Source organism: Nocardia sp. NBC_01327, assembly GCF_035958815.1.
Lineage (GTDB): Bacteria > Actinomycetota > Actinomycetes > Mycobacteriales > Mycobacteriaceae > Nocardia.
In genome coordinates, this window is record NZ_CP108383.1 from 1,954,757 (window position 1) to 1,973,902 (window position 19,146).

Genomic DNA, 19,146 nt, shown 5'->3' on the forward strand with positions numbered 1-19,146 from the left:
GCGGCTGGCGGGGCGGGGCGGGGGGCTTGGGTCGCCGGTACGCTCGGGGCAGAGGGTGGTCTAGGAGGTACTGGCGATGACCGGTGGTGTCGGAGCGTCGTTCGATCCGGAGCGGATCGGGCGGATGCAGAGGCAGTTGACCGATTCGGGGTCGGAGCCGCGTTCGGCGGGGGCGTTGAAGCTGCTGTGGCAGCGGGCTATTGCGATCACGCTGGGATTCACCGCACTGCTGTACGGGATCGAAGGTGTGGACGCGGCCACGGGGCAGGAATTCGATCAGGCCGGGGTCAAGCCGCGCACGGCGGACGGGCTCGAGGGCATTGTCTTCGGCCCTGTGCTGCATGCCAATTGGGAACATCTGATCGGCAATACCGTCCCGGTGCTGGTGCTGGGTCTGCTCACCCTGCTCACCGGTATCGGCCGGGGGCTGGCCGCGACCGCCATCGTCTGGGTGATCGGCGAAGGCGGCACCTGGTTGATCGGGCCGTCGAATACCGTCCACATCGGCGCCTCGGTCCTCGTATTCGGCTGGCTCACATATTTGATTTCGCGCGGCATCTTCGCGCGCAATGTGGTGCAGATCGCCATCGGCCTGGTAGTGGGGTTGCTGTACGGCTCGATTCTGTGGGGTGTGCTGCCCGGAGACCCCGGAATCTCTTGGCAAGGACATCTTTTCGGGGCGGTGGGTGGACTGGTTGCCGGATGGGTACTCTCATCGGATGAACGTCGTCATCGTCGCGGGCCTAACGCCGGCCGTATCGCGTCGTCGGGGTGACGGTGGACCCGGCCGGCGATTTGGGGGATCCCTCCTTGAGTGAGACAGCAGCGTGGCAGCATGGGGGAATGCGCCTCACCGTGATCGGGTGCTCGGGCAGCGTGTCCGGCCCGGATTCCCCGGCATCGGGATACCTGCTCACCGGCCCGGATATGACTCCGACCGTCATCGATTTCGGCCCGGGCGTATTGGGTGCGCTGCAGCGTTACCTCGATCCCGGTGAAGTCGATATCTTCCTGACTCATCTGCATGCCGACCACTGCCTGGATCTGCCGGGCCTGCTGGTGTGGCGGCGCTACCATCCGAATCCGCCGACGGGGAAGGCCATCGTCTACGGTCCCTCCGACACGTCGCTGCGTATCGGCAATGCGTCCGCGGAGATCGGCGGCGATACCGACGACTGGTCCGATGTGATCGATATGCGGCAGTGGTCGGTCGACGCGCCGATCCCGTTCGGCAACGGCCATACGGTCGAGGCCCGCCGCATGTTCCATCCGCCGGAGTCCTACGGTCTGCGCATCAAGACCGCTCCCGACCGCACCTTCGTCTACACCGGCGATACGGCGCTGTGCCCGGAGGTCGTGGAGCTGGCGCGCGGCGCGGATGTGCTGCTCGCCGAGGCCTCCTGGACCCATGACCCGGCGAATCGCCCGCCCGGCATTCACCTTTCGGGCCATGAGGCGGGCGTGGTCGCCGCCGAGGCCGGTGTCGGTGAACTGCTGCTCACCCATATTCCGCCGTGGACCTCCCGCGAGGACGTCATCGCCGAGGCGAAGGCGGTCTTCAGCGGTCCGGTACACGCGGTTTCTCCCGGCGAAGTCTTCGAAATCTGACCGTCTAGGCTGTGGCTCGTGTCTACACGAGCCGATGGCAGGGCGGATGACGAACTCCGCGAGGTAAAGATCACCCGGGGCTTCACCGCGCATCCGGCGGGTTCGGTGCTGGTGGAGTTCGGTGGAACGCGGGTCATGTGCACCGCGAGCGTCACCGATGGGGTGCCGCCGTGGCGTCGCGATTCCGGATTGGGCTGGCTCACGGCCGAATACGCCATGCTGCCCGCCGCCACCCACACCCGTTCCGGCCGCGAGTCGGTGAAGGGCCGGGTCGGCGGTCGCACCCAGGAGATCTCCCGGCTCATCGGCCGTTCGCTGCGCGCCTGCATCGATCTGGCCGCCATCGGCGAGAACACCATCGCCCTCGACTGCGATGTGCTGCAGGCCGACGGTGGCACCCGCACCGCCGCCATCACCGGCGCGTACGTGGCGCTCTCGGATGCCGTCACCTATCTGGCCGCCGCCGGCAAGCTGAACGACCCGCAGCCCATCTCCTGCGGTATCGCCGCCGTGAGCGTCGGCGTGGTCGACGGCCGGGTGCGCCTGGACCTTCCGTACGAGGAGGATTCGCGCGCCGAGGTCGATATGAATGTGGTGGCCACCGATACCGGCACCCTGGTCGAGATCCAGGGCACCGGCGAGGGCGCCACCTTCCCGCGCTCCACCCTGGACAAGCTGCTCGATTCCGCGCTCGCCGGGTGTGAGCAGTTGTTCGTGGTGCAGAAGGAAGCGCTCGCGCTGCCGTATCCGGGCGTGCTCCCCGAGCCGTCCGAGGCGAAGAAGAAGTCCTGATGTCGCGCCGGGTGCTGGTCGCCAGCCGTAATGCCAAGAAGCTGAACGAATTGCGCCGCATTCTCGACGAGGCCGGTATCGCGGGCATCGAGATCGTCGGCCTGAACGATGTGCCGCCGTACGACGAGGCTCCCGAAACCGGTGCGACCTTCGAGGAGAATGCGCTCGCGAAGGCGCGCGACGGTTTCGCCGCCACCGGAATGCCCTGTGTCGCAGATGATTCCGGTATTGCGGTGGATGCTCTCAACGGTATGCCCGGGGTGCTGTCGGCCCGCTGGTCCGGCACGCACGGCAATGACGAGGCCAACAACACGCTGCTGCTGGCCCAGCTCGGCGATGTCCCCGACGAGCGGCGCGGCGCGGGTTTCGTCTCCGCCTGCGCCCTGGTCGCCGACGGTGTCGAAGAGGTCGTGCGCGGCGAGTGGCCCGGCGTCATCGCCCGGAAACCGGTGGGCGACGGCGGTTTCGGTTACGACCCGCTGTTCGTTCCCGAGGGCGGCACTGTCTCCGCGGCCCAGCTCAGCCCGGCCGAGAAGGACGCCGCCTCGCACCGCGGCCGCGCCCTGCGACAGCTGCTTCCGGCGCTGCAGGCCTTGGCGGCCAACTGATCTCAGAGCCCGAAGGCGGCCTTCACTTCCTTGGTCCGCATGTGCTCGAACACGAAGGACAGGAACGGAATCGTGCCGGCCAGGCAGGTCAGCGCCGTGGTGACCGGCTTCCAGCGCGCCTTGATGCCCAGGTCGATGGTGAAGACCAGGTAGAGCATGTAGAAGATGCCGTGGATCTGGCCGACATAGAACAGCCAGTGCGGCGCGGTGTGGCTGTCGGCCAGAATCAGGTACTTGTAGACGACCTCGCCGGTGAGCACCAGCAGCCAGATACCGGTGATCCAGGCCAGCGTGCGGTAGCGCAGGAGCGCGCCGCGGATCTTCTCGGGCGCGGCTGCGCCGAGCGGGCGGGGCGCGAGGGTGGTTTCACCGGTCGCGACGGGGGCCTCGGAGTTGTCGCGCGCGGTCACCCGGCGCTCCTTTCGGGATGGTTGCGCAGCCCGGCGTCCGTGATCTGCTGATCGAGGTCGCTGGCGTGCAGTTCGGCCAGGTATTTGTTGTATTCGGCGACCTGGGGATCGTCATTGGTCGCCGACTTCGGTCGCTCCGGCAGCAATCCGGCCGGAATCTCGCGCGCCACAACCGGTTTCGGCTTTCTGATGCGCGGCGCGACCACGGTCCCGGCGGTGCTCGCAGCGGAATCGCCGGGCGCCGGTGCGGAATCGGCCGCAGCCTCCGGCGCGCCGTCCTCCCGGGCCTCCTGCTCGAGTCGCACGAACCGGAAGTACGCCCACACCACGAACCCCGCGAAAAGTGGCCACTGCAGCGCATAGCCCAGGTTCTGCCCCGTGCCGCTACCGGATTCGAAGCGCCCCCACTGCCACCACCCCAGACCGAGGCAGGCCACGAACGCCACGATCACGAAGATGATCAGAGCCGGGCGGCGGTGGGGAGCGGACACGACCTCCACGGTACCTCGCTACTACGCAAGCCGTAGTAGGAGGTCCGTCGCATTCCCACTCAGAACTTGTAGGTGACTCCGGTCAGGCGCTCGGACTCTTCCCACAGCCGGCGCCAGAGGTCCTGGTTCTGGGACAGCTTGCTGGAGGGGGCCGCTTCGACCGGGCCCTTGGTGCCGCCCAGGCGGGCAGGGCCCCAGTAGACGGTGGGGTCGGCGTCGGGGACGGTCGCGGCGAAGAGGGAGGAGTACGCGGCGTGCTGGGGGGATTGGCCGATGAGCCGGACGAAGGGCTTGGAGATCTTGTCCAGTGGGGTTTCGGTGCGGGCGAACAGATCGGTGGCCGAGACGCCGGGGTGCACGGTGTAGGACCGCTTGGCCGAATCGGCCGCGGTCAGTCGCCGCTGCAGTTCCCGCCCGAACATCAGGTTCGACAGCTTGGACTGCGCGTAGGCGAGATTGCGCTGATAGCGCCGGTGCTCGTAATTGAGGTCGTCGACCCACAGCTTCGGGGTCTGCCGGTGCGCGATGGAGGCGATGGAGACGACCCGGTCGTGAATCTTGTCCAGCAGCAGCCCGGTCAGCGCGTAGTGGCCGAGATGATTGACGCCCCACTGGGTTTCGAACCCGTCCTCGGTGCGCGAGAACGGCACGTTCATCAGGCCGGCATTATTGATGAGCACATCGAATTCGCCTGTGCTGTCCGCGAATTCGCGAATCGAGGCGAGGCTGGCGAGATCCAGCGGCGCGACCTTCACATCGCCCTCGATGCGGTCGGCCACCTCCTGCGCCTTGGCGGCGTTGCGGCAGGCCATGATGACGGTCGCGCCCTTGCTCGCGAGCACCCTGGTGGTCTGCTCGCCGATCCCGCCATTGGCGCCGGTGATGACGAAGGTGCGCCCGGACTGATCCGAGATTTCGCTGGGCTTCCATGCCATGGCTGTTGACCTCACGGGTTCGGCGTTCGGCGTGCGGCGGTGCACGCGTCGATGAAATTCCTCTGACCTTACTCCAGAGTAAGTTCAGACGGTAGACCGACTCGATCCGCCACGCCCCGACCCGCCGCCGCTCAGCCCAGCATCCCCTCGAGCGCCAGCGTGCGCGCCGGTTGCCGCAGCTTCTGCATGGCCTTGGCCTCGATCTGCCGGATCCGCTCCCGGGACACCCCGAAGATCCGCCCGACCTCCTCCAGTGTTCGCGGTTCGCAGCCGTCCAGCCCGTAGCGCAGCGCGATCACCTGCGCCTCCCGCTCGGGCAGCCCGGACAGCGCCACCCCCAGCTGCCCGCGCAGCGCACCGTCGGTGACCGTCACCGACGGGTCTGGGCCGTTATCGGCAATGAGCGCACCGAGCTCGGCATTGTCGCTGTCGCCGATCGGGGTGTGCAGCGAAATCGGTTCGCGCGCATGGCTCAGCACCTCCCGGACCTGCAGGACGGACATATCGAGCTCCTCGGCCAGCTCCTCGGTGCTGATATCGCGGCCCATCCGCTGCGAGAGCGTCCGCTCGGTGCGGATGACCCGGTTCATCACATCGGCCACATGCGCCGGCAGCCGGATGGTGCGGCCCTGATCGGTCAGTGCCCGCCCGATGGATTGCCGGATCCACCAGGTGGCATAGGTCGAAAGTTTCAGTCCGCGGCGATGATCGAATTTGTCCACCGCGCGCATGAGCCCCAGTGTGCCCTCCTGCACCAGGTCCAGCAGTGACATGCCGGTCGGGGTGGGGTAGCGCTTGGCGATGGACACGACCAGGCGCAGATTGGCGCGCACCATATGGTCTTTGGCCCGCAGCCCGTCCGCCACCGTGCGCTGCAGCGCACGTCGTTCCGCGGCGGTGAATTCGATTGCCGCGCCGTCCGACTCGTCGAGGCGCTGCCGGGCGAGCACTCCGGCCGCAATGCGCTCGCCGAGCTCGAACTCGTGCGCACCGGTGAGTAGCGGAGTCCCGCCGATTTGGCGCAGATAGTCCTTGATGGCGTCTTCGCTGACGGTGAGCGTCATGGAGGTGCTCCCTTCCGGCGGGTGGTGCTGGTGCCATGGCGATGCGGGTCATGCGGGGAGTCCCCTTCATTTGTACTCGCCGGTCTCGACCGTGGGGACAAATATAGGAAAGACCTAAAAATATGTCGGAAATGAATTTAGGACGGAATCGGCTATGCTGACGGCATGAGCGCGCAGACCGCCGAAGCCGGTAGCCGTCCCCTGGGTCTTCGGGAGCGGAAGAAGCTGCAGACCAGGCAGAACATCTCCAACACCGCCACGCTGCTGTTCCTCGAGCACGGCTTCGACACGGTGACCATCGCCGATATCGCCGCTGCGGCCGATGTCGCCAAAATGACCGTGACCAATTACTTCCCGCGCAAGGAAGACCTGGTCCTGGACGTGCACGATGAGTTCGTGGCGAGTCTCGCGCGCACGGTTCGAGATCGGGAGCCGGGTGAATCGGCCTTGGCCGCGCTGCGCCGGGACTATCTCGCCGCGGCGGCCGCGCAGGCCGCGCTCATCGGGTTCTCCGGCCCGGATTTCGCGCGGCTCATCACCGGCAGCCCGGCGCTGGTCGCGCGCTTGCGCGAATTCCACGAGGAGCGCGAGCGGCTGCTCGGCCTGGCGCTGGCCGAGGAGACCGGGTCGGCGCCAGCGGATTTCACCCCGAATATCGCTGCGGCCCTGCTCGGCGGCGTGCACCGCGCCCTCTTCGAGGAGACCGTCCGCCGCACCGTGGACGGTGCGTCCAACGATGCCATCGCGGCTGCCCTGATCGGCTATATCGGCAGCGCTTTCGACATGCTCGAGCCGTCCCTCGGCGGTTATGCGGTCCGAGCAAACTGATCGCCCTGTTTGCCGTGTCGTTGCTGTGTACTCGCTGGTGAGCGCCACATACTGAGCCGATGACCGGTGCCAGCGCGGCCGTTGCCCCCTCCGTGCCCCAGCCTTTGAGCCGGGCCCGAATCAACATCATCTTCGCGACCGTGGTGCTCGGGATGCTCATGGCGGCACTCGATTCCACCATTGTCGCCACGGCGCTGCCGACCATCGTCGCCGATCTCGGCGGCGCGGGGCATATGGCGTGGGTGGTCACCGCCTACCTGGTGGCCGAGGCGATCGCCACCGCGCTGGCCGGTAAATTCGGCGACCTCTTCGGCCGCAAACTGGTCTTCCAGCTCAGTGGCTTCATCTTCATTCTGGGTTCGGTCATCGCCGGCATGGCGCACGGTATGGACCTGCTGATCGCGGCCCGGGCGGTGCAGGGCCTGGGCGCGGGCGGGCTCATGGTCACCTCGATGGCCCTGATCGCCGATGTGATTCCGCTGCGCGAGCGCGGCCAGTACCAGGGTGCGCTGGGCGCGGTCTTCGGCGTGACCACGGTGATCGGCCCGACGCTGGGCGGCCTGTTCACCGACCACCTGAGCTGGCGCTGGTGCTTCTACGTGAACGTGCCCATCGCGATCATCATGATTGTTGTTGCGGCCCGGACGATTCCGGTTGTGCGCAATGCGATCAAGCCGATCGTCGACTACCTCGGCATCGCCCTCATCTCGATCGGCGTCACCTGCCTGATCCTCGGATTGGAGTGGGGCGGACAGGAATACGCCTGGGGCTCGGCGACGATCCTCGGCCTGTTCGCGGCCTCGGCGATCGCGCTGGCCGCGTTCGTCGCGGTGGAACTGCGGGCCGCGGAGCCCATGCTGCCGATGCGCCTGTTCCGCAGCAATGTCTTCACCGTCTGCTCGATCCTCAGCTTCATCGTCGGCTTCGCCATGCTCGGCGCGATGACGTACCTGCCCGCCTTCCTGCAGTACGTGAAGGGGGTGTCGGCGACCGCCTCCGGACTGCAGACGCTGCCGCTGGTGGTCGGCCTGTTCACCACCTCGATCATCTCCGGCACCATTGTCGGCCGGACCGGGCGCTACAAGCTCTTTCCCATCGCGGGCACGGCGATCATGGCGCTCGGCCTGTTCCTCATGTCCACCATGAACGCGAGCACCGGCTTCTGGCTGCAGTCGCTGTACATGCTGGTGCTGGGTCTGGGCATCGGCCTGGCCATGCAGGTGCTGACCATCGCGGTGCAGAACAGCGTGCCCTACTCTGATCTGGGCACCGCCACCTCCGGGGTGACCTTCTTCCGCACCATCGGCAGTGCGTTCGGCACCACCATCTTCGGCACGCTGTACGCGAACAAGATCGGCCCGAATCTCGCTGCCGCTCTGATGGAAGCGAAGGTGCCGCCGGAGGTCGCCCAGAATCCGCAGGCACTGCGCGATCTGCCGCGACCGCAGGCGCTGCCGATCATCGACGCGTACGCCACCTCCATCGACTACGTCTTCCGCTGGGTGGTGCCGGTCGCACTGCTCGGCTTCGCGATCGCGTGGTTCCTGAAGGAGGTGCCGCTGCGCGACAGTTCCCGCGGCGTCGCCTCCGATGTGGGAGAGGGATTCTCGGTCCCGGATTCCGGCGACCGCGTGGTGCAGCTGGAGCGGGCCATCGCCCCGGTCCTGCGCAAGCTTCGCGACAATGCGGTGCCGGATTCGGGAATCCTTGCGGCAGCGGGTAGTTCGCTGACCCGGGACGAGGCGTGGGCGCTCGGCCAGGTCCGCATGTACCAGCGGCTGCGCGGTTCGGCGACCGTCGGTGTCATTGCCCGAACCCATTGGGTGCCTGAGGAAATCATCGAACCGACCTACGCCAAGGCGCAGCAGGACGGCCTGCTGCGGCGTGACGGCGATGTGCTGACCCTCACCGATCGCGGCGTGCAGGAGATCGACCGGGTGCAGATCGCCTGGAAGCGCTGGATCGAAAGTCAGTTGGACGACTGGGATCTCACCGATCCGAAGGACCGCGCGCTGATGGATCAGGCCATCGACAATATCGCCACCAAACTGCTCGACGAGGCCGACCGCCCGGAGACCGCGGCCCGCTGAGTCGCCGGACGAACAGTGCCCCGCTGCGGACAACCGCAGCGGGGCACTGTGTTTCACAGCGTCAGGCGTGGACGCGGACCGGCTGCACCGGCGCCTCCCAATCGATCCGGAAGCGCTGCTCATGGCCCATCGTCTTCTCCGGGTTCATGCGCTTGAGCGCCATCGGCATGACCACACCCATGACGGCGCGGGTGACCGGGCCCGCGGCCTTGGTGTGGTTCATGCGCTTGACCCGATTGGCGACGCCCTCCACCCGCGGCCGCCGCAGCGCCTCGTAGGTGGCGAAAGCCGCTGTCGGATCATCGATATCGCGCAGGCAGCGCGCCAGCTCGATGGCGCTCTCGATGGCCATGGAGCCACCCTGCCCCGAGGTATTGCTCGGCGCGTGCACGGCATCGCCGGTGAGCACCATGCGCCCGCGGTACCAGTGCGGCACCGGCGGCATGATCTGCAGCGCACCCACCACGACCAGATCCTCGGGCTTGGTGGCGCGAGCCAGTTCGGCGCCCGGGATGTCGTCGGCGTAGACCTCGCGCAGGATGCGCAGCCACTCCCCATTGGAGACGGTGCGGGCCTCGCTCAGCGAAAGGTACTGCTCGTGCGGCAGATTCGCGCCCCATGCGATGCGGCCGTCGGGCATGGTCCAGTACAGGTAGTAGGCACGCTTGCCGAAGGCGAAGATCATATTCCCCGGCGCGAGGTCGAGCGAGCCCCCCTCGATATACGCACCGAAGCCCAGCATCCGCAGATACTGCGGCCCCGGCGCATTCGGGTCGATGAGCGTGCGCACGGTGGAGCGGATGCCGTCCGCGCCGATCAGCACATCGCCCGTGGCGCTGGTGCCGTCGGCGAAGTGCGCGGTAATGCCGTCGGCATGCTCCTCGACATCGATCAGGCGCTTGCTGTACTCGAACTGCACGCCGGCGGCGACCGCGACATCGTGCAGTGCGATGTGCAGATCGGGCCGGTCGACCAGTTGCAGCGGCTCCACCCCGGACATGCCGGGCAGCCGCAGATGCTTGTTGTTGACGGCCATCGATTGCGAGGTGATCGGCGCGGCAATGGCGCGGATCGCATCGCCGGCGCCGATGACATCCAGGGCGGCCATCCCATTGGGCGCCAGTGCGAGGTTGGAGCCGACGCCGTAGGCGGGGCCGGGGTAGGCCTCGAAGACCCGGGCTTCGATGCCCGCCTTGTGCAGTGCGGTCGCGGTGACGGGTCCGGAGATGCCGCCGCCGATGACGAGGGCGGTGCGGATGGCCGAGCGTGTTTCAGACATGGGTTGTCTCCCTTGAGACTTCGAAAGAGCAGGGTGAGATAACCCCGAATCGGAGCGCGTGCGGAGAACCCAGTTATCCTGTAGTTGCCAAACTCGGTACGAGTTCGCCTGCACGGGCGCGGATCGGGAAGGTGTTCCCGGGTCTCGGCGGTGGTGTTGCAGCACCTTCGCCGGGGCTCGGTTCTTGATCGTCCGGTATTCAGTCCGGTGGCGGCTGCGCGCCGGGCATTCCCCCCTTCACCTGTTCGACCGCTTCCGCGGGCGTGATCCCGTCGCGGTGGTAGGACCGCCACAGTTCGACCTCGGGGAAGCTGCCGTCGACGAGCGAATCGCGCAGGGCTCGCGCCCAGGCGGTCTCGGCCTCCAGCATGGTCAGCTCATAGTCTTCTTCGACCAGGAAAAGGTGCGGCACTGCACCTTTCAGAGCGGCCAGCTGCGTACGGCCGGCGGTGGACCTGGCCTCCAGCTTGGAGATACGTGCGGTGAGCAGTTCGATCACATCATCGGGCGGGAGCACCGAGACCACGGACAGCCCGGCCATGAACGGCCGCTGCTCGGGTTCCGGATCGGAGATGAGTTCTCTTGTCCAGTCGGCCAATTCGGCACGCCCGGCATCGGTGATCCGGTAGATGGTGCGTTCGGGGCGGGCGCCGTCGCGTTCACTGCCGGTGATCTCGAGAAAGCCGTGCTTGGTGAGGTTGTCCACCACGGTGTACAGCGAGCCCCACTTGACGCCCATATCGTGGTCTTTGCCGAACTCCCGCAACTTTCCGGCGATCTCGTAGCGATGCATCGGCTGGATGGCGAGCACCGACAGCACCGCCAATGCCATCAGATTCCCTACCTTGCGCTTGCGAGCCATTCTGCCCACCTCCTCTGTACTCGTCTACGAATATACGTCCACGAGTATTCGTCGACAAGTACTTGGCGCAAAGAAAAACGCACCCCGGCCGCGGGTGCGGCGGGGTGAGCATGGGAGGAGGCGGTCAGGTGGTCGCGAAGCGGGACCGCAGATAGTCGGAGGTGGGCTGATCGGCCGGGAGGAAGGCCTCCAGATGCAGCTCGGCCAGGGTGATGTCGGTGGCCGTGGCGAACGAGGTGATGGTGGTGATCAACCCCAGCTCACCGTCCTCGCTGCGCAAGCGCAGGGGTACCGCGAAGCCCAGATGGTTCGGGCCCGGATCGACCGGCGGCAGATAGCTCTCCAGCTCGGTGATGAGCGCACTGAGATCCGGATCCGGGCTGCGGGCCGCGCGATTGCGCAGGCTGTCGGTGACATGACGACCCCATTCGGGCAGATTCACCACCCGCCGTGCCAAACCGTCGGGATGCAGGGCCAGTCGCAGCACATTGAGGGGCGCCCGCAGCAGCTCCGGCGCCGCTCCCTCGGCGAGCACCTCGAAGGCCGCATTGGCCGCCACCAGCACGCCGAACGGGCGCGTCACCACCGCCGGATAGGGGAGATGGCCGTGCAGGATGGTGTCCAGCGCATGCCGCACCGCACCGAGTTCCGGTGCATCCAAAGCAGATTCGGGGAAAGCGGGCGCGTATCCGGCGGCCAGCAGCAGCCCGTTGCGCTCGCGCAGCGACAGTCCCAGCGACTCCGCCAGCCGGACCACCATGGTCCGCCCCGGATGTGAGCGCCCCTGCTCCAGGAAGCTCAGATAGCGCTGGCTGGTCTCCGCGCTGATCGCGAGATCGAGCTGGCTGATCCGCCGCCGGGTGCGCCAGTGCCGCAACTGCTGCGCGAACGGGGTCGCCGTCGTCGCCACCGCCATGATCGTCATTCCTCTACTGTGTGCGCCCCGGCGCTGCCGGGCGATTCCCTGCAGGGAATGACAAGCGCGGCCGCATGATCATTCCCTGCAGGGAATCGCGCCGCTCGCCGTCGCCGAACAGACTCTGTGGCATGAGCAATCGAGTCGACAACAACAGCCTGGCCACCCTCACCGAGCAGTACATCGCCGTCTGGAACGAGGCCGATCAGCAGGCCCGGGTCAAGCGCATCGCCGAACTGTGGACCACCGAGGGCACCCACGTGCTGGTCGATCCGCCGCAGGTCATCCGGGAAACCGCTGCCGCCCTGAACTTCCCGACCCCGTACATGTCGGTGCGCGGCCACCGTGAACTGGATGCGCGGATCACCCGGGCCTACGAAATGTTCGTCGGCTCCGGCACATTCGTCTTCCGTAGCCGTGGCGTGGCGCAGCGGCTGGCGGAGGGTGTGGTCGGCATCGGCTGGGACATGGTCGCCGCCGACGGTTCGGTGGGCGGCGCGGGCTACGACGTGCTCGCCCTGGACGAGGACGGCCGGATTCACGCCGACCACCAGTACATCGGCCCCGCATAACAGACGACGTCGCTACGACCGCCACGGCTATTTTCAGGAGAACATCATGAATGCCATTGCCTACCACCTCGATCCACTGCACGGGCTCGACGGGCTCACCACTCGCGCACAGTCGATCCCGGAGGCCGGACCGCATCAGGTCGTGGTGCGGGTGCGGGCCACCTCGCTCAATCGCCGCGACACCATGCTGATGGACGGCACCTACCCGGTGCCCTTCACGCCCGATACGGTGCCGCTGGTGGACGGCGTCGGTGAGGTGATCGCCCTGGGCGACGGCGTGACTCGCGCCGCGCTCGGCGATCGGGTCATGGGAACCTACTTCGTCGCCTGGAACGGCGGCCGGCAGACCCAGGCGCTGACCTCCCAGCAGTACGGCGCCAACCACAATGGCTGGCTCGCCAACTATGTGGTGCTGGAGGAGGATTCGGTCATGCAGGTGCCCGAGCACCTGACCGACGAGGAGGCCGCCGCGCTCACCTGCGCGGGACTGGTCGCCTGGGCGGCGCTGAGCAAGCCGGTTCCGGCCGGACCGGGGGAGACCGTGCTGACGGTCGGCACCGGCCCCGTGGGTCTGTTCGCGGTGCAGCACGCCAAAATGCTGGGCGCGCGGGTCATTTCGATCACCTCCTCACCGGACAAGGCGGAGCGGCTGCGCAAGCTCGGCGCCGACGAGGTCATCGACCGCAGGGTGACTCCGGATTGGGAGCACGCGGTGAACGATCTCACCGGTGGTGACGGTGTGGAGCATGTGGTCGAGGCGGTCGGCAAGGTCACGCTGCCCAAATCCCTTGCGGCAGCGGGTTACAACGCGAATGTCACGCTCATCGGCGCGTACCCGGCCCCGGCGGGGCAGCAGCAGGGTGATCCGCTGGGCGGCAAGTACCTGACCCTGCGCCGCATTGCGGTCGGCAGCCGGGCCGATTTCGAGGGTATGAACCGCGCCATTGCCGAGCACCGCATGCGGCCGGTCATCGACCGGATATTCCCGTTCGATCAGGCGGTCGAGGCCTACCGGTACTTCAATGAGGGCGACCCTTTCGGCAAGGTGGTCATCACGATCGCTTAATGTCGGAAATATGCGGATATTTCTGGCGGGCGCCAGCGGCGTCCTCGGCTCTCGGCTGGTCCCGCTGCTCATTGCGGCGGGACACGATGTGGCGGGTATGACCCGCTCTCCGGAGAAAGCGCAGCGGCTGGCCGCCGCCGGCGCGGAACCGGTGGTGTGCGATGTCTTCGATGCGGCGGCCCTGACCACCGCCGTCACCGAATATGCCCCCGAGTTGGTCATGCACCAGCTCACCGATCTGCCGGACGATCCGGCGCGACTGGCCGAGGGCCGCGCGGCCAATGCCCGCATTCGCCGGGAGGGCACCGCGAATCTGCTGGCCGCGGCCGAGGCGGTCGGCGTCACCCGGATCATCGCCCAGAGCGTGGCCTGGGAGATGACCGGCGAGGGTCAGGTCTCCAAGGAGTTCCTGGAGAAGTCGGTGCGCGCGGCCGGCGGTGTGGTGCTGCGCTACGGCCAGTTCTACGGCCCGGGCACGTACTACCCGGACGCCCCGCCCGAGCCGCCCCGCATCCACCTCGACGAGGCCGCCGCGCGCACCGCCCGCGCTCTCGATCTGGCGTCCGGACTGTACGAACTCACCGATGCCGAGGGACCGGAGTTCCTGCCGATCACCTAGCCCGGTTCCGCCGCAACTGTTGCGGCACGGACGAATTCGCGAATACGAACGCTGTTGTCGGCGGTCCGCCAGTGCAGTGCCCATCGCACCGGCGGGGCGTCGCGCAGCGGCAGATACGCCACATCGGGGCGCGGGTGATAGCGCCGGGCATGCGCGCCGATCGGCAGCACGCCCTGTCCCGCGCCGACGAGCGTGAGCTGTTCGGTGGCGGTGGCCGGGCCCTGCAGCACCGTGGTGTGCTCCAGGTCGGCGAATGTGACCGAACGGCGATGCGCCAAAGGATGATTCGCGGGCACCGCGACTATCCGGGCTTCCGAGACCAGTACCGGTCCGGCGGTGATGTCCGGTTCGGCCGACGTGACCGTATCCAGTGCGATATCGATATCGCCCGCCCGCAGCCACGGAAGCACCTGCGCGGGTTGGGCTTCCCGAATCCGCACGGCGCAGTCGGGTAGTTGCTCCTGGAACAGTTCCTTTGCGCGGCTGAGCAATTGGCTCGTCGCGGCGTCCACGAAAGCGACCTCCAGCGTCCCGCCGCGACCCCGCCCGGTATCGATGGTGTGCTGTACCGCAGCACCGATGCGATCCCACGCCGGGCGCAGTTCCGCATACAGCTCACGGCCCGCCGGTGTCGCCGTCACCCGCCTGCTGCTGCGATCGAAGAGCGGAACACCCAGTCGCCGTTCGAGTTTCGCGACCGTCTGGCTGACCCGGGCGGTCGAGAGGCGCAGCCGTTCGGCCGTCCGGCCGAAGTGCAGTTCCTCCACGAGGGTGAGGAAGACCTCGATTTCGTACCGCTCCAGCATGTGCTGCCTCCGCCGGGATCGTTAAGTAGTGCTTGACGATCGTTGCACATATTCGTATTGATGCCGCCGGTGCGCGGGCAGAAGGTGAAGTGGTCCGCACAACCTCAGGAGTCACCGTGTTCGTCACCGAGCCCTACGCCTTGTCCGCCCCCGCCGCCGAGACCGCCGAGGTGGTGCGGGAGCTGCGCGATCGCGCCGAGATCAGCGATGCCCTGTACCGCTTCGCGCTGGGTCAGGACCTGCGGGACAAGGAGCTGTTCGCCTCGTCCTTCACCGCCGACGCCGAACTCGATTTCCAGCCGACGGCCGTGAAGTGGGGTGGCGTCGCCCCGCTCATGACCGGCCGCGACTTCATTGTCGACACCATCCTCGGTGGCTTCGCCGGGCGTGTCGACACCACGCATCAGGTGACCAACACCCGCATCGCGATTACCGGCGATACCGCGCGACTCACCGCGCTCGTGGAGGCGCAGCATCTGCTCACCGCCGACCACGGCACCTTCGCCCTGCTGAAGAACCGATACGACGTCGAGCTGGTGCGCGAGGGTGCGCGGTGGCTCATGAGCCGGGTGCGCATCGAGAACGCATGGTTCACCGGCGATCCCACAGCGATCTTTTAGCTATCGAAAGAAATAGATACTGAGCTGCAATATTACGGTGTCATGTAGCCGGTTAATGTTCATGGCAAATCTGTGTAGCGTCCTGGAAGACGAGCTTTTCGGATCAGCAGGTCATCTGCTCGGTAATCGAAGGAGCTTCCCGTGGCGCCCGGCGCCGTCCGTGAGAGACCCGTAGCGAGAGACAACGACGGCACACCCGGTGTGGTGGAGACCGGCGAGATGTCCGCGCGCACACTGATATTGATGCTCGTACTGTCGCTCGGCCTGGTATTTCTCCTGGTAGGCGGCAGTCTGCGCGCCGGGTTCGACGGTAGCGGCGACGGCGCCGACAGTCCGGCCGCCCCCGGCTCCAGCTCGAAACAGCACCCCGCGAGCGCCGGGCCGCCGCCCCCGCCCGCACCTGCACCCGCCCCTGCCCCGGCGCCCGCGGCCGCGCCGCCGCCGCCCGCTCCGGAACCGCAGGCGCCCGCGCCCGCGCCGCAGCAGCAGGCGCCGCAGGCTCCCATCGCGCCGGTCGAGGTCGCTCCCGAGCCCGATCCGCCCGCCCCTGCCGCGCCGCCCCCACCGCCTCCGCCGCCGATCATCCCGGACATTCTGGCGCCGATCCTGCCGTTCCTGCTGCCACCGCCCCCGCCACCCCCGCCGCCGGCCCCGTAGCGGAGGTCACGGCCGGAATCCGAAGGAGGACAGCCATGCTCGACAGCGCACGCGAACCGCAGGAGGCGCACGAAGGCGATATCAACCCGCGTGCACTCGCGGTGGTCGCGGTCGTCTCGGGACTCATGGCGCTGGCCATCGGAGCCGGCATGCTGCTCACCGGTTCCGATGACAGCACAACCGCGGAGGTGCAGCCGGTGCACCGCGCGCCCGTGCAACACCACCCCCCGAAGCCCCACCTTCCCTCCGCACCGGCCGCCGCCGCGCCACCCGCCGGCGCGATCCCACCCGCCGCCGTAGCGCCGCCCGCCGCCCCAGCAGAGGCCGTGCTCCCCCCGGGAGCCCCGCATCCGGTCCAAGCCCCCGTCCTCGTGGCCCCAGAATTGTTCTCGCCGTACATGACTCGCGTCCCACCCCCACCCGCACCCGCACCGCCCGTGGCAGCCGCCACCCCCGCAGCGGTCCCGCCACCCGCACCCGCCCCTCCGCCCCCGCCCGCACCGTGAGCGCCCCCTACACCTGACCGCCACCTATGCGCAGACCGCAACCTGCGCGTAGTTCGGAGTCCGCGCCCCGACCGGAGCCCGCGTCGTGACTGGAGCCCGCGCTTTGTCCGGAGCCCGTGCCCTGACCGTGCGGGCTATAGCCCCGAAACGCCTGCGATCTGGCCGATTCCGTACGTGATCGCCATGGCCAGCGCGCCACCGATCACCACTCGCAGCACCGCGCGCGCCGCATTGCCGCCGCCGAGTCGTGCGCTCAAAGAGCCCGTGAGGGCGAGCGCCACCAGTACCGCCGCGAAGGTGACCGGGATTCGCCAGGAGGTGGGCGGCAGCAGAATCGCGAGCAGTGGCAGTAGCGCACCGACGGTGAAGGCGACGGCGGAGGACAGCGCCGCATGCCATGGATTGGTGAGTTCGCCGGGGTCCAAGCCCAATTCGACCTCGGCGTGCGCCTGGAACGCATCGTGTGCGGTGAGTTCCTCCGCCACGGTGCGCGCGGTCTCCGCGGACAGGCCCTTGCCCTCATAGATCTGGGTGAGTTCGGCGAGTTCGTACTCCGGCTCCTCGGCGAGCTCGCGCCTCTCCTTGGCCAGCAGCGCCTTCTCGGAATCGCGCTGCGTACTCACCGACACGTACTCACCCACGGCCATGGAGATCGCACCCGCGGTCAGCCCCGCGATACCGGCCGTGAGAATCGCGGACGATTCGGTGGTGGCCGCCGCGACGCCCACCACCAGCCCGGCGGTCGACACGATCCCGTCATTGGCCCCGAGCACCCCCGCCCGCAACCAGTTCAGCCGCGACGCGAGCCCCTCGGCATGCGGTTCGTGCGGATGCGGTTGCCCGTCCCCGGGGGCGGCGACGCTCGTATCGTCCACGAAAACCAGCCTAGGCCACGTGTTTCTGCCATAGGTCCGCCTCGCCGAGCGAGGCATGGCTCTCGTTTTGCGGCGTATGCGAACAATTTGCTGCAACGATGAGGGTCATGGTCCGTCTTGTCATTCGCCACTGGTCCGTCGTCATACCGCTCGTCGCCGCCCTGGTGCTGGCTGTTTCCTGGGGTCGCGATCTGGGTCCGATAGTGGTGACGCTGGTATCGGTGGCGCTGGTCGGAGCGGTGTTGTCGGCGGTGCAGCATGCGGAGGTGGTGGCGCACCGGGTCGGTGAGCCCTTCGGATCGCTCATCCTCGCGGTCGCGGTGACCATTATCGAGGTCGGCCTGATCGTCACGCTCATGATCTCGAGCGGTGACAAGGCGGCCTCGCTGGCGCGGGACACCGTATTCGCGGCGGTCATGATCACCTGCAACGGCATTCTGGGCCTGTCGCTGCTGGTGGCCGCGGCCCGGCGGCGGCTCGCGGTCTTCAATGCCGAGGGCACGGGCGGCGCGCTGGCCACGGTCGCGACCCTGGCCACGCTGAGTCTGGTGCTGCCGACCTTCACCACCAGCGAACCGGGCCCGGTGTTCTCGGGCGCGCAATTGATCTTCGCGGCGGTCGCCTCGCTGGTGCTCTACGGCGTTTTCGTCATGGTGCAGACGGTCCGGCACCCGGGTGACTTCCTCCCCGTGGAGGGCGGCGGCGAATCGGCCGAGGACGAGCACGACGAACTGCCCACCAAACGTCAGGCCCTGCGCAGCCTCGGCCTGCTGCTGGTGGCTCTCATCGGCGTGGTCGGCCTGGCCAAACTGGTCTCGCCGTCCATCGAATCCGGTATCGCCGCAGCCGGATTGCCCGCCTCGGCGGTGGGTGTGGTGATCGCCCTGCTGGTGCTGCTGCCGGAAACCATTGCGGCCGTGCGGGCGGCGCGGCGTGAGCGCGTGCAGATCAGCCTGAATCTGGCGCTGGGCTCGGCCATGGCGAGCATCGGCCTGACGATTCCGGCGATCGCGGTGGCCTCGATCTGGATCGAGGGGCCGCTCATGCTCGGGCTCGGGGCGACGCAGATGGTCCTGCTGGCGCTGACGGTCGTGGTCGGCGCGCTCACGGTGGTGCCCGGGCGCGCGACTCTGCTCCAGGGCTGTGTGCACCTGGTGTTGTTCTCGGCCTTCGTCTTTCTGGCGGTCAGTCCCTAGCCGGTCACGCGGTCCAGCGGTAGATCTGTCCGTCGCGCAGTTCGTAGCTGTCGGCGGGTTTGACGCCGCTGTGCCCGGAGAGCAGGGCCATGACCCGGGTGCGTCCGCGCGTGGTGACGCCGTCCTCGGTCCAATGCACGTAGGGATGTACCAGTTTGGCGAACGCAGTCCAGTCGTCGGCCTCGACGGCACACAGGACTGCCGACACGGTGTTGTCCACGGGCACAGTGAACACTCCGGCCGACCACAACACATCAGTACGGCGTAAAACCGCGCATCCCGGACCTTAAAAAACCGGACATTTCGTGTAGCTGCTAGTTCACTCGATTCACGTTTCGGTATGGCC

At 67.6% G+C, this 19,146-nt stretch carries 23 protein-coding genes; 13 read left to right on the plus strand and 10 right to left on the minus strand.

Annotation, left to right across the window (positions count from 1 at the left end):
- The first annotated feature begins 76 nt into the window (after positions 1 to 76).
- The 4 genes from OG326_RS08455 to OG326_RS08470 all read left to right on the plus strand — a co-directional run bounded on the left by OG326_RS08455 (position 77) and on the right by OG326_RS08470 (position 3,008).
- Positions 77 to 775, plus strand: a complete 699-nt coding sequence (locus OG326_RS08455; protein ID WP_442790929.1) for a rhomboid family intramembrane serine protease — start codon at positions 77 to 79, stop codon at positions 773 to 775.
- 68 nt (positions 776 to 843) lie between these two features.
- On the plus strand, positions 844 to 1,608 hold the full coding sequence (locus OG326_RS08460) for a cyclic nucleotide-degrading phosphodiesterase (RefSeq protein WP_327146419.1): 765 nt from the start codon (positions 844 to 846) through the stop codon (positions 1,606 to 1,608).
- 18 nt (positions 1,609 to 1,626) lie between these two features.
- Entirely contained in the window at positions 1,627 to 2,400 is a 774-nt protein-coding gene (rph, locus tag OG326_RS08465; RefSeq protein ID WP_327144042.1) for a ribonuclease PH, read from the plus strand.
- Entirely contained in the window at positions 2,400 to 3,008 is a 609-nt protein-coding gene (locus tag OG326_RS08470) for a non-canonical purine NTP pyrophosphatase (RefSeq protein ID WP_327144043.1), read from the plus strand. The genes rph and OG326_RS08470 overlap by 1 nt, the downstream gene beginning before the upstream one ends.
- 2 nt (positions 3,009 to 3,010) lie before the next feature.
- Here the strand turns inward: OG326_RS08470 and OG326_RS08475 are convergent, their stop codons facing one another.
- The 4 genes from OG326_RS08475 to OG326_RS08490 form a co-directional block, all read right to left on the minus strand.
- Entirely contained in the window at positions 3,011 to 3,418 is a 408-nt protein-coding gene (locus OG326_RS08475) for a DUF3817 domain-containing protein (protein ID WP_327144044.1), read from the minus strand.
- Complete coding sequence (locus OG326_RS08480) at positions 3,415 to 3,909, minus strand: transcriptional regulator (protein ID WP_327144045.1); 495 nt, start codon at positions 3,907 to 3,909, stop codon at positions 3,415 to 3,417. The genes OG326_RS08475 and OG326_RS08480 overlap by 4 nt, the downstream gene beginning before the upstream one ends.
- A 59-nt stretch (positions 3,910 to 3,968) precedes the next feature.
- A complete protein-coding gene (locus tag OG326_RS08485; RefSeq protein ID WP_327144046.1) occupies positions 3,969 to 4,844 on the minus strand; it encodes an oxidoreductase in 876 nt (291 codons plus the stop codon).
- Between the two features lie 131 nt (positions 4,845 to 4,975).
- Complete coding sequence (locus tag OG326_RS08490; RefSeq protein ID WP_327144047.1) at positions 4,976 to 5,908, minus strand: sigma-70 family RNA polymerase sigma factor; 933 nt, start codon at positions 5,906 to 5,908, stop codon at positions 4,976 to 4,978.
- Between the two features lie 165 nt (positions 5,909 to 6,073).
- Here OG326_RS08490 and OG326_RS08495 point away from each other — a divergent pair, with 165 nt between their 5' ends.
- Both OG326_RS08495 and OG326_RS08500 read left to right on the plus strand, forming a co-directional pair.
- Positions 6,074 to 6,736, plus strand: coding sequence for a TetR/AcrR family transcriptional regulator (locus tag OG326_RS08495; protein ID WP_327144048.1), 663 nt, complete (start codon positions 6,074 to 6,076; stop codon positions 6,734 to 6,736).
- Positions 6,737 to 6,795: 59 nt separating this feature from the next.
- Positions 6,796 to 8,826, plus strand: a complete 2,031-nt coding sequence (locus tag OG326_RS08500; RefSeq protein ID WP_327144049.1) for an MDR family MFS transporter — start codon at positions 6,796 to 6,798, stop codon at positions 8,824 to 8,826.
- 61 nt (positions 8,827 to 8,887) lie between these two features.
- Here OG326_RS08500 and OG326_RS08505 read toward each other — a convergent pair whose 3' ends face one another.
- The 3 genes from OG326_RS08505 to OG326_RS08515 form a co-directional block, all read right to left on the minus strand.
- Entirely contained in the window at positions 8,888 to 10,105 is a 1,218-nt protein-coding gene (locus tag OG326_RS08505) for an FAD-dependent monooxygenase (protein WP_327144050.1), read from the minus strand.
- 199 nt (positions 10,106 to 10,304) lie between these two features.
- The gene (locus OG326_RS08510) at positions 10,305 to 10,967 is read right to left on the minus strand and encodes a PadR family transcriptional regulator (RefSeq protein ID WP_327144051.1); all 663 of its coding nucleotides are present in this window, start codon (positions 10,965 to 10,967) and stop codon (positions 10,305 to 10,307) included.
- Positions 10,968 to 11,091: 124 nt separating this feature from the next.
- On the minus strand, positions 11,092 to 11,892 hold the full coding sequence (locus tag OG326_RS08515) for a helix-turn-helix domain-containing protein (protein ID WP_327144052.1): 801 nt from the start codon (positions 11,890 to 11,892) through the stop codon (positions 11,092 to 11,094).
- Positions 11,893 to 12,014: 122 nt separating this feature from the next.
- Between OG326_RS08515 and OG326_RS08520 the strand changes: the two genes are divergently transcribed.
- The 3 genes from OG326_RS08520 to OG326_RS08530 are packed head-to-tail and all read left to right on the plus strand — an operon-like array spanning position 12,015 to position 14,140.
- Positions 12,015 to 12,455, plus strand: coding sequence for a hypothetical protein (locus OG326_RS08520; protein WP_327144053.1), 441 nt, complete (start codon positions 12,015 to 12,017; stop codon positions 12,453 to 12,455).
- Positions 12,456 to 12,501: 46 nt separating this feature from the next.
- Positions 12,502 to 13,521: a zinc-dependent alcohol dehydrogenase family protein gene (locus OG326_RS08525; protein ID WP_327144054.1), complete on the plus strand. Its 1,020-nt coding sequence runs from the start codon at positions 12,502 to 12,504 to the stop codon at positions 13,519 to 13,521.
- 10 nt (positions 13,522 to 13,531) lie between these two features.
- Entirely contained in the window at positions 13,532 to 14,140 is a 609-nt protein-coding gene (locus OG326_RS08530) for an NAD-dependent epimerase/dehydratase family protein (protein ID WP_327144055.1), read from the plus strand.
- Here the strand turns inward: OG326_RS08530 and OG326_RS08535 are convergent.
- Positions 14,137 to 14,946, minus strand: a complete 810-nt coding sequence (locus OG326_RS08535; RefSeq protein WP_327144056.1) for a LysR family transcriptional regulator — start codon at positions 14,944 to 14,946, stop codon at positions 14,137 to 14,139. The genes OG326_RS08530 and OG326_RS08535 overlap by 4 nt on opposite strands.
- Before the next feature lie 116 nt (positions 14,947 to 15,062).
- On the opposite strand from OG326_RS08535, the gene OG326_RS08540 reads away from it, so the two are divergent.
- The 3 genes from OG326_RS08540 to OG326_RS08550 all read left to right on the plus strand — a co-directional run bounded on the left by OG326_RS08540 (position 15,063) and on the right by OG326_RS08550 (position 16,729).
- Positions 15,063 to 15,566, plus strand: coding sequence for a nuclear transport factor 2 family protein (locus tag OG326_RS08540; RefSeq protein ID WP_327144057.1), 504 nt, complete (start codon positions 15,063 to 15,065; stop codon positions 15,564 to 15,566).
- A gap of 141 nt (positions 15,567 to 15,707) precedes the next feature.
- A complete protein-coding gene (locus tag OG326_RS08545) occupies positions 15,708 to 16,223 on the plus strand; it encodes a hypothetical protein (RefSeq protein ID WP_327144058.1) in 516 nt (171 codons plus the stop codon).
- Positions 16,224 to 16,258: 35 nt separating this feature from the next.
- The gene (locus OG326_RS08550; RefSeq protein WP_327144059.1) at positions 16,259 to 16,729 is read left to right on the plus strand and encodes a hypothetical protein; all 471 of its coding nucleotides are present in this window, start codon (positions 16,259 to 16,261) and stop codon (positions 16,727 to 16,729) included.
- Positions 16,730 to 16,863: 134 nt separating this feature from the next.
- Here OG326_RS08550 and OG326_RS08555 read toward each other — a convergent pair whose 3' ends face one another.
- Entirely contained in the window at positions 16,864 to 17,604 is a 741-nt protein-coding gene (locus tag OG326_RS08555; protein ID WP_327144060.1) for a VIT1/CCC1 transporter family protein, read from the minus strand.
- A 107-nt stretch (positions 17,605 to 17,711) separates the two neighbouring features.
- On the opposite strand from OG326_RS08555, the gene OG326_RS08560 reads away from it, so the two are divergent.
- Positions 17,712 to 18,800, plus strand: coding sequence for a calcium:proton antiporter (locus tag OG326_RS08560; protein ID WP_327144061.1), 1,089 nt, complete (start codon positions 17,712 to 17,714; stop codon positions 18,798 to 18,800).
- A 4-nt stretch (positions 18,801 to 18,804) separates the two neighbouring features.
- Here the strand turns inward: OG326_RS08560 and OG326_RS08565 are convergent, their stop codons facing one another.
- Positions 18,805 to 19,020: a nuclear transport factor 2 family protein gene (locus tag OG326_RS08565; protein WP_327144062.1), complete on the minus strand. Its 216-nt coding sequence runs from the start codon at positions 19,018 to 19,020 to the stop codon at positions 18,805 to 18,807.
- Positions 19,021 to 19,146 lie beyond the last annotated feature (126 nt).